Source organism: Bryobacter aggregatus MPL3, assembly GCF_000702445.1.
Lineage (GTDB): Bacteria > Acidobacteriota > Terriglobia > Bryobacterales > Bryobacteraceae > Bryobacter > Bryobacter aggregatus.
In genome coordinates, this window is record NZ_JNIF01000004.1 from 497129 (window position 1) to 510475 (window position 13347).

At 57.9% G+C, this 13347-nt stretch carries 11 protein-coding genes; 4 read left to right on the forward strand and 7 right to left on the reverse strand.

Annotation, left to right across the window (positions count from 1 at the left end; all coding sequences use genetic code 11):
• Window positions 1-3: 3 nt before the first annotated feature.
• A complete protein-coding gene (locus M017_RS0121845; protein WP_031500319.1) occupies window positions 4-1320 on the reverse strand; it encodes an enolase C-terminal domain-like protein in 1317 nt (438 codons plus the stop codon).
• Window positions 1321-1330: 10 nt separating this feature from the next.
• Complete coding sequence (locus M017_RS30455) at window positions 1331-1465, reverse strand: hypothetical protein (protein ID WP_272945410.1); 135 nt, start codon at window positions 1463-1465, stop codon at window positions 1331-1333.
• A 107-nt stretch (window positions 1466-1572) separates the two neighbouring features.
• Here M017_RS30455 and M017_RS0121855 point away from each other — a divergent pair, with 107 nt between their 5' ends.
• A complete protein-coding gene (locus M017_RS0121855; RefSeq protein WP_031500320.1) occupies window positions 1573-2598 on the forward strand; it encodes an acyltransferase family protein in 1026 nt (341 codons plus the stop codon).
• Here the strand turns inward: M017_RS0121855 and M017_RS0121860 are convergent.
• Window positions 2541-4223: a CorA family divalent cation transporter gene (locus M017_RS0121860; protein WP_031500321.1), complete on the reverse strand. Its 1683-nt coding sequence runs from the start codon at window positions 4221-4223 to the stop codon at window positions 2541-2543. The two genes, M017_RS0121855 and M017_RS0121860, sit on opposite strands and share 58 nt — an antisense overlap.
• A gap of 56 nt (window positions 4224-4279) precedes the next feature.
• Between M017_RS0121860 and M017_RS0121865 the strand changes: the two genes are divergently transcribed.
• Entirely contained in the window at window positions 4280-5389 is a 1110-nt protein-coding gene (locus M017_RS0121865; RefSeq protein WP_238326004.1) for a 3-keto-disaccharide hydrolase, read from the forward strand.
• Here M017_RS0121865 and M017_RS0121870 read toward each other — a convergent pair.
• Window positions 5386-8202: a YncE family protein gene (locus tag M017_RS0121870; protein WP_051670893.1), complete on the reverse strand. Its 2817-nt coding sequence runs from the start codon at window positions 8200-8202 to the stop codon at window positions 5386-5388. The genes M017_RS0121865 and M017_RS0121870 overlap by 4 nt on opposite strands.
• Before the next feature lie 45 nt (window positions 8203-8247).
• Between M017_RS0121870 and M017_RS0121875 the strand changes: the two genes are divergently transcribed.
• Complete coding sequence (locus M017_RS0121875) at window positions 8248-9288, forward strand: NADP-dependent oxidoreductase (protein ID WP_031500324.1); 1041 nt, start codon at window positions 8248-8250, stop codon at window positions 9286-9288.
• Window positions 9289-9297: 9 nt separating this feature from the next.
• Window positions 9298-10101: an alpha/beta hydrolase gene (locus M017_RS0121880; RefSeq protein WP_031500325.1), complete on the forward strand. Its 804-nt coding sequence runs from the start codon at window positions 9298-9300 to the stop codon at window positions 10099-10101.
• Here M017_RS0121880 and M017_RS0121885 read toward each other — a convergent pair.
• The 3 genes from M017_RS0121885 to M017_RS0121895 are packed head-to-tail and all read right to left on the reverse strand — an operon-like array spanning window position 10091 to window position 13330.
• Complete coding sequence (locus M017_RS0121885; protein WP_035958765.1) at window positions 10091-11221, reverse strand: FG-GAP repeat domain-containing protein; 1131 nt, start codon at window positions 11219-11221, stop codon at window positions 10091-10093. The genes M017_RS0121880 and M017_RS0121885 overlap by 11 nt on opposite strands.
• A complete protein-coding gene (locus tag M017_RS0121890; RefSeq protein ID WP_031500327.1) occupies window positions 11211-11756 on the reverse strand; it encodes a gluconate 2-dehydrogenase subunit 3 family protein in 546 nt (181 codons plus the stop codon). Before M017_RS0121890 ends, M017_RS0121885 begins: the two co-directional genes overlap by 11 nt.
• Entirely contained in the window at window positions 11756-13330 is a 1575-nt protein-coding gene (locus M017_RS0121895; RefSeq protein WP_031500328.1) for a GMC family oxidoreductase, read from the reverse strand. The genes M017_RS0121890 and M017_RS0121895 overlap by 1 nt, the downstream gene beginning before the upstream one ends.
• Between the last annotated feature and the right edge of the window lie 17 nt (window positions 13331-13347).

Consider the following 13347-nt stretch of genomic DNA (forward strand, 5'->3'; position numbering starts at 1 on the left):
GGCTTACCAGCGAGGAAGAATACGTTCCCAATTGGGATCGACATGCTTGCGCATCTCGGCGGTGTCGTCGCGCTTGCGGAAGGGCAGATTGTTGTAGCGTTCCACCCCACGGGCCAACTGATCGTAATCGAGAGTTACGCCGAGGCCCGGCTTGTCCGGAATGGGTACCGCGCCATCGACAAACTTCACGCGTCCTCCGACGATCACTTCGTCGATTTCGGTCTGCCACGGATAATGCGTATCGCAGGCATGGGTGAGGTGTGGGGACGCGCAAGCCGCATGGGCCATTGTCATCATGCTGACGCCCAGGTGGTTGTTCGAGTGCATTGAAAGTCCTAAGCCCAATACCTCGCAGAGTTCACTGAGTTGCTTCTGCTTCCGCAGGCCACCCCAGTAATGCGGGTCGCTGAGGATGATCTGCACGGCGTCAAGCTCTTTGGCTTGTGGCACATGCGCGAAGCAGGTGGTGGCAACATTCGATGCAAAGAGAGTGTTGACGCCCTCAGCGAGAAGACGCTTGCGAACTTCGGCCATGCCTTCGAGACTCGCGCAAGGATCTTCGAGATAACCGCCGCCCGACAGTTCCTCGCGCAAGGCAATACCGATCTGGACGCTGGTATCGACACTCCAGGCGCAATTCGGATCGATGCGCAGAGGATAGGATGGACCAAAGGCGGCGCGGAGCGCACGGATGGTTTCGATTTCGACTTCCGGATCGAGAACGCCGCCCTTCAGCTTGATCTCGCGAAAGCTATATTCCTCAATGAAGCGGCGGCATTGCTCGACGATCGTTTCAGGAGAGAGGCACTCGCCGTACTTATCTTCGCGGGCATCGCTTCCCGTACCACCACCGCCGGCATGCTTATAGAACAAGTACGCGGAGAAGGGAGCTGCATCGCGGGCACGGCCACCGATCAGATCGCAGAGTGGTTCGTTTACTGCCTGCCCAATCGCATCGAGACAAGCAATCTCAATGGCGGCAAAAGTACGCGCTGCTTCGTCGAGCGGGTTCTCGCCCGGCACCAGCATGGTTTGCGAACGGGCGCCAGCCGGATCAATCGCCTTGTCTGTATCGCCGTTCAGGTACTGCCAGAAGCGGGTGAGATCAAAGGGATTCATGCCGACCACGCGCGAGCGCGCAGCCTCTAGCGCGGCCAAGGGGCGATCGCCGCCATAGGTTTCGCTAATGCCAGTAATGCCGTCGGTGGTGACTACTTCGACGATGGTACGCAGAGCGTAGGGTGCATGGAGGCCATAGGAACTACGAAGAGGGCCATCCGCGATCGCCTGAGGATGGAGGCGAAGTTCCTTGATTTTCATCGGACTCGAACTACTTGCGAGCGCCGCGTTGGGGGGACTTCTTGCGGCTCTGGGTAAGCTTCTTCTTCTTGCGAGCCGGCTTGGAAATGATGAAGGTGCCGCTGCCGATGTATTCGGCGCTGTAGAGTTTCTCAGGAGATGCCATAACTTTCTAGTCTAGCCGATCTGGTGCGGTGAGCTCAATTTTGATGAAGATGCGATTAGAAAATTCCAACCCGGCGGCGAAATGATCTCAGCTAGTATCGAGAAGTAATGCAGCGCCTGGAAATCCTCCAAGTCTTGCGCGCCGTGGCCGCGATCGCCGTTGTTTTCTATCACACCTTTTACGCGCTGGTGCTGCGCGGAGATGGCTGTTGGCTTTGCGAAAACGAAAGCTGGCGCAAGAGTATGATTTTCGGTGTTGACGTGTTTTTCGTCATCAGCGGCTTTATTGTTTCCACGGTTGCGGAACGGGAGACGAGCGCGGTGCGCTTTCTCCTCAAGCGAATCTGGAAGATCGTGCCGCTCTATTACGCCGTGACGGCGATCGAATACTGGTGGAAGCTTGAGGCCGGGATCACGTCCAGTTGGGAGCAGGTTTGGAAGAGTTTGTTGTTCTTCCGCCAACCGAATGGGCCGGTCCTGATCCATGGCTGGACGCTTGTCTACGAGATGTGGTTCTACTGCATTCTTGCCGTGTTGCTCGCTTTGGGGGTGCGCAAGCTCGGCTGGTGGGGCGCTGCCGTCATGTTGCTGATGGGCTGCTATCGTTGGCCGTTGTTGATTCTCTTTGCGGGAGGTTGCCTCATCGGAGAGTTGGCCAAGCGCAAGGAAGCGCCACGCTGGCTTGGAGTGGTGCTCTTAGCAACAGGAATCGGATGGTGGCTCGGATTGTCGTGGCAAGGCGCGTCCTATCCTGCTTCTTTCAATTGGGAGAAAGCTTTTGGCAATCACCTATGGCGCGTTGAACGCTTTGGCCTGCCTGCGATCCTGGTTGTTTCGGGAGTCGTGCTACCCGCTTGGCGGAAAGCGAAGATGCCGGATTGGCTGGTGTTTCTCGGGGATGCGTCTTATCCGATCTACATCTGCCAGCAGATCGGTCTGGTTCTCGGCGGAGGTTATCTGGCCATGCTGGGGGGCTTGCCTTACGCATTTGCGGTGACCGCTCTCTGCGTGGGCATCGGAGTGGTGGTCCATCTCTATTGGGAAAGGCCCTATGGCCAGGCCTGGCGCGCGTTTTACTACGTGCGGCCGTTACCGACGCCAGGCTTGCGCGAAACTCCAGGCGCCAGTTCCTGACCCGGCCGCAGCACGTTGCGGTAATCGGCCCAGTTGCGGGTGAACAGATAGGCGGTAATGCCCAGTGCAAAGAGGCAGAATGCGACCACGGCCAGAATGGCGGCCCAGTGGATCCAGAGCGTGTCTGCCGTCGGATGGAAGAAGGTTTTCTCAAACAGGTAGGAGAAGTTCATCCCGAAGAATCCCGTGACCACCGCGCCTGCACCAAGAATGGTCGAGACAAAGGCCAAACGGTTCACCGCCTGGGTGTTGCGAGCCGTGTAGTACTCGGTCAGACTCGAATTCAACTTGTCGATTTCGCGCTCGACTTCCATCTTCATGTTGTGGATGTCGTAGACGCCGCTCAACATGCGGAAATGCTCGGACTCCTCATCCTTATTGGCGAGTTCATCGAAATGCCAGTAGTTGGAAAACACAAGGAACTCATAGCGAAGCTGGTTGGTGCGCTCGATGTTGCCATCGGACAGACGCCCATCCTGAAAGTCGACGTAGAGACGCCGGGAAACGAGCGCGACGCGTTCGGCGAAGTCGAGCAGGGTGGCGCGATAGAACAACGCGATGATCGCCATCAGATAGTAGCGGGAGTCGAACATCCGGTGGATGAGGAAGCCCTCGCTGAGCTGGTGATCGTCGCAATCGAAAGTGCCAAAGCACATCGTGACGTTTGAGTAAGAAGTGAAGCCGTACAGCGTACCCTGATGCGCCCAGCGCCGGTACACCTGCTGCTCCATCAAGCGCTTGGTAAAGCCACGGGCGTAGCGGTAGTCCTTGCCGTCGTGATCGACGTAGAGCGCACGAGAAAAGAGGATGTCATATTCCTCGCTCTTATGGAAATTCTCCGGAACGCTGTGCGGGTCGACGGCGAGATAGGAATAGACGATGGTCCGCTCGTCGAGCACTGGTTCGTATTCGCCGCGCTGGTAATCGGCAAAGTAGAGCAGGGAAGTGATCAGATTCGAGACGGGTGGCAGAAAGCCGCGCATCGCACTGTCTTCGAAGCTTGCCTGCAACACCTGAGTCCGGCCGTAGGGGGTCTCGACTGAAAAGGAAACCTTGGACGGGGTGCGGCCTTCGCGTAATTGTCTTCCAGAGCTAGGATAGATTTTACGCGCCATCTCATTGATCCAGAGGGCTTTGTCGACTGGAAGGTCGAAGGCTTCCACTCCGATTCCCAGCATCCCGATGCCGTTGGCGAACAGAAAGAGGCGGAGGTCAGTGACCTCCATTTCTGCTTCCCGTTCGCGGTTATCTTCGGCAGTAAAGAAGAGCTTGTTTTCAGGGGAAAGGGGAATCGAATAGCAACGCAGCAGCGCTTCCACTTCGTTATCGGAAGATCCAACGCCTGCCGTATCGAAAAAAATACGACGGACGAAGGGGTGGAAGAAGATCATGTCCTGATAGGCAGGCGATTCCAGATCGAACTGCGTATAGGAGGCGCGCTGCCACCGGCCGATGTTGGCAACTACCGGCGAATCATGGACCGGATGCGCGTTGATCCAATCGTCGAGGCCGTCAATCCAATAGCGTCCGTGCCAGACTTGCCCGTGATTCTTCAGCACTTCGCTGCGATCGACGGCGAAGGGGAAGAGAAAATACGTATGTAGGTGCTGGATTACGGCTTCCACGAGATGCGGGTTTTATAGAATCACTAGTCATGGGATCGACAGTCAGATCGGGAGAGTTGACACGCCGTCAACTCATTGTACTGGGTGGTGCATTAGCCGCTCCAGTCTACGGACAAGAAACAGGGCTTTTTGACGGCAAAAGCCTGAAAGGATGGAAGATCGAGAATGGTCCGGAAACTGCCTTCTATGCGCAGGACGGAGAAATCGTGGTGCATCCGGGCTCGAATTATCCGTCCTGGCTGCGCAGCGACGCTGAGTACGAAAACTTCGATTGGTCTGGTGAGGTCTTTATCCAGAACTGGGCGAACGGCGGCCTCTATTTTGCCGCGCCGAAGCACGGTCCCCCCACCTATTGCGGCTTCAAGCTGAACATCTTCCAGAAGGAAGACAATCCGCCTTTGCGCGAGAGCGTCGGCTCCATCTTTCCAGTGGTGGCGCCTTCGAAAGTGACGGTGCGCAACAAGGGCGAGTGGAATCAGTTCCGCATCCGGATGGACTGGCCGAGCCTCAAGGTCTGGTGGAATGGCGTTCTCGTGCAGGACATCGACGTCGAAAAGAACGACGAGTTGAAGTTCCGCCTGCGCCGTGGCCATCTGGGGATTGAGAGCCTTAGCTATCCGCTGCGCTACCGCAACTTCAAAATCACTCGTTTGCCGGGTAAGGAGAAGTGGGAAGTTCTCTACAACAAGCCGGAAGATCTCTCGAAGTGGAACGCGACGGAGAAAGCGAGCTGGGAAGCGATTGGCAACGTCCTGCGTGCCGACGGATTGGGCTACCTGGTGAGCAAGGAGCGCTACCAGGACTTCCGGTTCGAATGTTACATCCGGGCCAGCAAGAACTCGAATGGAGGCGTACTGTTCCGTGGCGGTGAGGACGGGAAGGCGGATCGCTATGAGATCCAGGTGCATGACGTTGAGGGCGCCGTTTATCCTACTGGTTCGTTGTACCACTACGAACGCGCCTCACGCTATCCCCGGATTCAGCCCGAAGAGTGGTACCTGTTCCAACTGGTGGCCAAAGGCAAACGCTGTGTCGTCCGCATTCAAGGGGAGACGCTGGTGGATTGCGAAAAGCTGGAACGCACTGTTCCCGGAACGATTCTGATCCAGGCCCACCAGAAAGGGAGTTGGATCGAATACAAGGATCTCCGCATCCAGCGGATCTAACGGCCAAAGGCCATGCGCGCGCCGGAGCCGGGAGGAGTGGCTGTAAAGGTAATTTCCTGGCCCGGCTTTGCTGCCAGGCTGCGGAATTCCGCATCGTTTTTTGCTGGCGAAGCGTCGCCTGGGCGGAAACTGGCCGTCGCAGGATCGTAAAGATAGCTCATTCGCTGGTCGCCGATCACCAGATTTGCGACCACGTCGCATTCCGTCGCCGCTCCCGGCAACGCCTTGGACCGGAAGGGTGCTGCCGCGCGAGCCAACAGCAGATCGATCCGCGGGCCTGCCGTGGCGCGATTGCGGGCGTCGAGCGTGATCTGCTGGCCGACGATTGGTGCGAGGTCGCTGTCAAAGGCGAGCATAAACCGTTCCATGTCGCGGCGTGCCCCATCCGGATCTTTCTGCGGAAAGCCGGAGTTGCTGGTGGGCGCAAAGACTGAGGCGGTGAAGAAGCGAAATAGCGTATCTGTGCCTCCATCGCCGGTGAATCCAAAGCCGCGAATCTGATCGCCCATCGGACCGCTATCGGTTGCGTCGTAGAAGGACACTGAGGGGGTGCCAAACATGCCGACTTTGGCATAGAGGTTTCGCAGATGCGGGATCTTTACCACTTGCGTAAGATTCTCAAAACTCTGTTTGCCGCCGGTGCCAAAGAATCCCTGCCCGGCATCGAGGGTATGGCAGCCGTTACAACTGAAGGAAGTCTGTCCAATGGCCTGGGTGATCAATGCGGGCAGGACGATTCCATCGGAAGGCCTGGCCCCCAGATAGAAATCGCGGCCTCGCTTCTCTGCTTCTGTCAGCGAATTGTCGAGGCGGCGAATCGGATTCGGCGGTGGGAGCACCTGGAGCTGGAAATCGGCGAAAGCCTCCATTTCCTCGGGCGAGGGCATCTCTGCGCTTCCGAGCAGTCCTTGGAAGGCGACGATGAAATTCTTGAAAGAGAGTTTTGCGTCGAAGGCATCGGTCCCCATCGGGCCGGTGGATCGATCGCCGCGCCAATGCATCGCGCCTGAGTGCCGCAGTCCGCGCAAGGTCTGCGTCGCAAAGGGACCCTTCATCGGGTGAAAGTCCTCCACGCGATTGCTGCCATTCAACGCGGATGGAATCAGGGGCGCACCCAGCGCCAGCGTCAAGTTCACAAAGCCGCCCAGATTCACCGGAATCGGACTTTTGCTGACCGTGTCATCCGGATTGCCCAGATCCCAGGCCAGGTCGTCCATGTCTCCGAAAGCATGGCAACTGGCGCAAGCTGCTTCGCCGTTTCCGGAAAAGCGGGTTGCGTCATAGAGCATGGGCCGGCCCTTGACGATCGAGGGGGCTTCGGGATTCGCCATCGCGACCGCGGCCACTTCCTTCCGGGTGGCAAGATCGATCACTTTCAGCGAATCATCGAATCGCGTCATCACATAGAGCTGGCCGCGTGCCTCATCGAGGACTACCCCTGCCGGTCCGCCGCCGCTGAGTGAAATATAGTTCGCACTGGCAATCTGCGGATCAAAGCTATTGTCTTCGAGTGACGCTGTATCAAAGACGCCGATCTTGCTGGAACCATAGGCCGCGAGATAGAGCGTCTTGCCGTCGGAACTGACGGCCATGTCGAGAGGTGTCGAAAGACTAGCCTCCTTCGCCTTGGGATCGAAGTCCGGCGAGCCAGCCAGTTTGCTGTAGTCGATGTGCTTGTTGAGATGGCGAGACTCGACGGTGTCGTTTGTGAGGATGCTGATGCGGGTTTCGGCAAGATGACCCTGTACGGTCTGGCCTGCAAAGAGGCCCGGACCTTCAAAGCGCCGGTGGTTCATCGATTCCGTATTGGAGACATAGACCTTGCCGCTCGCCGGATTCACCGCCATGTTGTACAGTGTGGTCCCCACATGGGCAAAGGCCAGGGTCTGGGTGAGCGTATTGGCATCCATTGCAAAAGCGTCCGTGTCGGGTAGTGTGAAGCGTACGGAATCGTCCCAATTCCGTTGCAGTTCGTCCTCCCAGTGTCCGCTCTCACGGTTGTACTTGACGATCAGGCTGACCTCGGGGGCGGGCTCGCCCTTTGCGTTGGTTGCTGGTCCAGGATTGCCGCCGGGGCTTACCGTACCATCCTTCAGCGTGCAGGGCTCATTTGGCTGGAAGCCCTGGCAGATGCGGCCTTGCAGCACTGTTGTCGTTTGATTCCCGGTCCTGAAGCCAGCGACATAAACGGTGTTCCGATCCGGACTCACGGCCAGGGCGCGTGGGGTATCAGTAAAGAAGCTTAGAATCTGCAGAGGCTTCTCGCTGGCATCTCCGGCGTCGAAGACCCAGACATCGGCGCGCGGCACGCCGGGAGTTGTCAGTTGTGAATCGCCTGCGCCGGGCACCTCGGCCAGTGCCGGGTCTTCCCGATGCTGCCCGCGATGCGCGGTGCTGATAAAGGCGCGCAGTGGCGTTCCGGCGAATACGATATCGCGCGGTTCATCACCCACTTGGAGGGTGCGCACCACATGTGGGATTCCTTCGAGGCTGACCACGCTGACGCTATCGGAGAGGTGATTCACCACCCAGACTTCTGTACTGCCGCGCAAGGCCAGGGCAACGGGTTCCAGTCCTACTGGTACGGATCCAGTGCGTGACGGGGTCCCGGTGCTGAGGTCAAAAATCTCAAGGGTGGCGTTCGGGATGTTGACGGAGAAGAGCGTGTTGCCATCGGCGGACATGGCTAGGGGACGAACCGGACCACTCTCGAAGGCGACAAAGGCCGGTCCTGGAGAGGCCGCAGAGACAGCTTTACGCCAGCTCAAGATGGCAAGAGAGAGAGAAACCGCGAGCAGTATGAGTCGAAGCACCACTCAGAGTGTAGCGTTGCGTGCGAGCGAAATGTCTAAGTGGTGATGACCCTTCAGAATAAGCAAATCCTGCTCGCAGCGCGTCCGACCGGCTTTCCGAAGGGCAGCGACTTCCGCCTTGTCACAACGCCGGTGCGGCCCTTGGAAGAGGGAGAGGTGCTTGTGAAGGCGATCTATCTTTCCGTCGATCCCTACATGCGAGGGCGGATGAGTGAGGAGGAATCGTATGCCGCACCCGTCGCCCTCGGCGCCGTGATGACTGGCGCAGCGGTGGGTGTGGTCTTAGATTCCAAAGACATAAACTATCCCTGCGGCACTTATCTTGCCGGTGAGTTTGGTTGGCAGGAGTACTTCATCGGAAAAGCAGCTTCGCTGCGCCTCGTGGATCCCGATCTGGCGCCGCTTTCGACTGCGCTGGGTGTTCTGGGGATGACGGGTCTCACCGCGTACTTCGGCCTGCTTGAAATTGGTGAGCTCAAACACGGTGAGAGTGTTGTGATCTCGGGGGCCGCCGGCGCTGTCGGTTCGATCGCCGGACAGATCGCGAAACTGTACCACTGCAGCGTAGTCGGCATTGCCGGCACAGAAGACAAGCTTGCCTATATCACGGAAGAACTCGGCTTTGATGCTGCTTTCAACTACAAGACCACGCGGGATTACAGCGCGAAGCTCAAAGAACTTTGTCCCAAAGGTATCGACGTCTATTTCGATAACGTGGGCGGCGCGATTACCGATGCGGCGATTCCCCTGTTGAACCTGCACGGCCGCGTGCCGGTTTGCGGACAGATCTCACAATACAATCTTGAGGAACCTGAACTTGGTCCTCGCTGGTTGCACCACCTGATTATCAAGCGTGCGAAGGTGCAAGGCTTTCTGGTGCGCGATTTTGCTGCGAAGTTTCCCAAGGCGCTCCAGCAACTGGGCCAGTGGTATGGGGAAGGGAAGTTGAAGTTCCCTGAACAGATTGCTGAAGGGGGAATTGAAGCGGCGCCGGCCGCCTTCATCGGCATGCTCCACGGGGAGAATCTGGGCAAGCAACTGGTGCGCATTGCCCCGGAGTTGCCTTCACCCGCCTTGATGCAATAGCGTTGAGTGGTGATTTCCAGCATTCTCCTCCTGATGGCGCTCGCCCAAGAGCCCGTTGCCCTCTACCCAGCGACAGGTGTTTTCACCAACGATCTCGATCATCCCAGCTTTACGCCTTATCTGGCGGAGAAGGGCAAGGCTAGCGGCGCTGCCGTGATCGTCTGCCCTGGGGGCGGTTACCAGAATCTCGCGATGGATCACGAAGGGGTTCAGATTGCCCGCTGGTTGAACTCGCTCGGTGTGCATGCCTTCGTGCTGAAATACCGTCTCGGGCCGCGCCACCACCATCCGGCCATGCTCAACGATGTGAGCGAAGCCTTCAAAATCGTGCGCAGCCGTTCGACGGAATGGGGTGTCGATCCGAAGCGGGTTGGAGTTTGGGGCTTCAGTGCCGGTGGCCATCTTGCCTCGACCATCTCCACACACTTCACCCCCGAAACACGCCCGGATTTCGCAATCCTCAGTTATCCGGTGATCACCTGCACCGAATCCTGGAAGCACAAGGGCAGCTGCAAGAACTTACTTGGCAGTGACACGCCCGACCCCAAACTTGCCGAACTGATGAGTAACGAGAAGCAGGTGACCAAGGACACTCCGCCCACCTTCCTCTTCCACACCACCGACGACCAGGCCGTGCCCGTTGAAAATGCTCTCGCCTATTACAGCTCGCTCCGCAAGAACGGAGTTGAGGTCGAGATGCACATCTTCGAGCATGGCCGTCATGGCGTTGGGCTGGCGCCCGGCGATTGGGTGCTCAGTTCCTGGGCCGATTTGCTGGCGAAGTGGCTTGTTCGCCACGGCGTTACAAAGTAGGACGCTGGCCGAGGAAGAGATGCAGTCCGGATTTGCCCGGCGCTGCAAAGTCGAGTAGTCCGTCGCCATTCAAGTCGCCAACGGGCATCTGCATGCCGGTGCCCGTGCGACTGGAATAGTCGATCACGTGCTTGGTCCACTGCACCTTACCGCTGGGTTCGCGGACAAACTCATACCAATAGATGCCGAGAGGCTCGCGTTCGCCCGGGTCCCGGCCATTGTGGGCCATGAAGCGCTTGCCGGTGAGGAAGTCGGGCTGGCCGTCTTTGTTCAAATCGACTTTCACCACGGTATGCGCTTGCGACCAGGAATCGTCAATCATCCGCATCTCAAAGGTGCCGCCTGTGTTCTGTTCCAGCCAGAAGAAGCCGTAGTCGTGTGCGTTGCCTGCGACAATATCCATCCGGCCATCGCCATTGATGTCCTCGACATGGATCAAGCTCAGCGACTTGAGCGGAGGAAAGTCGCGGTGGAGCCGCCAATTCTCTTCCTTTGGATTGGCCGGCGCTTCGAGCCAACCCTCGGGCGTGATAATGTCCGTCCGCCCATCTTTGTTGAGGTCCCCGGCTCCGATGCCATGACCCAGATTCATCGGGCTGGCGACATGCTTTACCCACTTGCCGTTCTCGAGTCCGTACCAGGCTGTCGGCACTTTCCCACCGAACTGCGGCAGGATCTCTCGAGCCTTCCCATCGTTGTCAAGATCCACCAGGAAGAAAAACTCGACCGAGCCGCCAATGTCGATCACTGTCTCTTCCCACTTGCCGCCGCTCTTTCCTGGGTTACGATACCAACTCAGTTTCTTTGAGAAGTAGGTGCCGGTAATGATGTCGATGTTTCCGTCGCCATCGACATCCAGCGGCAAGTCGGTAAAGGCGTCGATATAGAAGTTGTCGTATTCGAGCGAGCGGAATTGCGTCTTCTTCCAGGTCGGATTCGCATACCAGTATTCGCCACAGACAATGTCGAGTTTGCCGTCGCCATTGATATCGGCGAAGGTGGCGGTCTCCGCCGATCCCCCATCCAAAAAAGTCTTTGTAAACGGCATTTCCGCCGGACGGCGTCCCGCCATCAGCAATGTCATCCCAGCCAGGGCTGCGACACAGAATTTAATGTTCATCGATCTTGCACTCCGGATATTCCGCCAATACCTGGTTTCCCAGATATCCCAACTCTTCCACCAACCCAGCCTTGGACGTGTAATAGCCATCGGCGGTCATATTCTTTGCGACGCGGAAGAACCGCTGTTCCATCGTCTTCACTTCGCCGCGGTCCACCTGCGCGCAAAGCGGCTCAAGGATCGCCAGTTGCTGCTTCTCCCCGAGCTTCAGGAAGTCTTTCCCGGCAAGCCAGGCCAAGCCATCGGTGTAGAGTTTCTGATGCTCCGCATTGTTGCGCACCACCAGATCAATATAGTTTGGCACCCGGGCTGCGGTTGCTCCCGGAACGATCAGTTCCGCCACACGGCTGAGAACCTGAAACTGTTCGGGCCGAAAGAATTGCGGCGGCCCGGCATCGGCCGTATTGGCCGGCGCCGGATGCTGGTGTTGTCCGTATAGCTCATCCCCGGCAAACGGAAACGCGCATTGCAATCCGATGGTTCCGATGATCTTGATTGTCTCGCGACGGCCGTCCCCATAGGCATTCTCGGGCATTAGACTTCTCTCCTTTTGAAACGGTCGATCAGATGTTCGGCGGTCCGTGCGGACAAGGCCATGAAGGTGTGGGTGGGATTCTTCTCCGAAGAGGAAGGCAGAATGTTGCCGCCCAGGGTATAGAGATTCGCGACATCATGGGTGCGCCCATAGCTATCGGTCACGCTCTTACGCGGGTCCTTGCCCATGATGGTTCCCCCATGTTCATGATTGGGCCGCGGCTCCTGGTACACCTGATGGATCTCCGCGCCGGCGGCCTCGAGAATCGCAACCGATTGCCGCTGCATATCGCGAAACAGCTTCATGTCATTCTCATTCCAATAGAGGTAACGCCGTACCTCCGGTAGCCCGAACTTGTCCTTCTTCGCCGGATCGAGATCAACATAGCTCTTCTCGTCCGGGGTCTTCTCACCATAGGGAGAAAAGACAAAATAAGACGGATAGCGTTCCTTGACAGCGGCTTTGAGCGATTGACCCATCCCCGGCAAATTGCGCGCCCAGCCCACGCTGCGCCGGTTCTGATAGTTGAACTGCGCGCCCCAACTGCGGGCATAATCGCGCTTGCGAGTGTGCATGAAGCTAGGCAGATAGGCATGATCGAGAAAGCCCTCATCGTTGACGACCGGTTTCCCCTTCATTGCAGTCAGGAAGGCTTCGACGCCGCCCGTGAAGTGCGGCATGAAGTCGCGTCCCAGACGTCCTGAGGAGTTTGCCAGTCCAGTTGGATAGCGCGACGATTTCGATTGCAACAGCAGCGACACATTCTGGACGCAGGCGGCGGCTAGCACGACAATCTTGCCGTGCACCTCGCCGGGCTGCAGTGTCGTGCGATTCAGGAACTTGACGCCAGTGACGCGGTTCTCGCTGTTTACCGGAATGTCATAGACGACGCTATCCATCTGCAGCGTGATCTTGCCGGTCTTCATCAGCGGACGCATGTGGCCGTCCCAGGAGTTGTACTTGGCCGCGACATCGCAGCCGGCCATGCAGTTGCCGCAATAGTGGCAAGCCGGGCGTCCAAACTTCGGGCGGGTGAGCGTACTCTTGCGGACATGGATCACCTTCATGCCCAGCTTGGCCGCGCCGCGTTGGATGTAGAGGTCGGAGCACTTCATTGGCGCGGGGGGCAGAAAGATGCCATCGGGCAAATCCTCAAGACCGTCAAGGTTCCCGCAGACGCCCACTTCGCGCTCGATGCGCTCATAATAGGGCGCCAGATCCTGGTACTTGATCGGCCAGTCATAGCCGACACCCTCGCGCGTGTAGCCTTCAAAGTCGCGTGGACCAAAGCGCCAAGCCACTGCATTCCACAGCATCGATTTGCCGCCGAGCCCGCGCGAGCGCTCGGTATCGAAGCCGGGTTTGTTGTTCCGCATTTTGGGGATGGCGCGATTCGGAAACTCGAAGGGCATCGCATGGGTGTTGAAATCCGTGCGCGTCTCCACTTTCGGGCCGCCTTCCACCACGCAGACATTCACGCCTGCTCTGGCCAGGTGAGCTGCGGCGGTACCCCCGCAAGCCCCCGAGCCGACAATCACCACATCATAGACTTCTTTCGCCATTTGGGTCTTCATCCTATCGCAATCTTTAG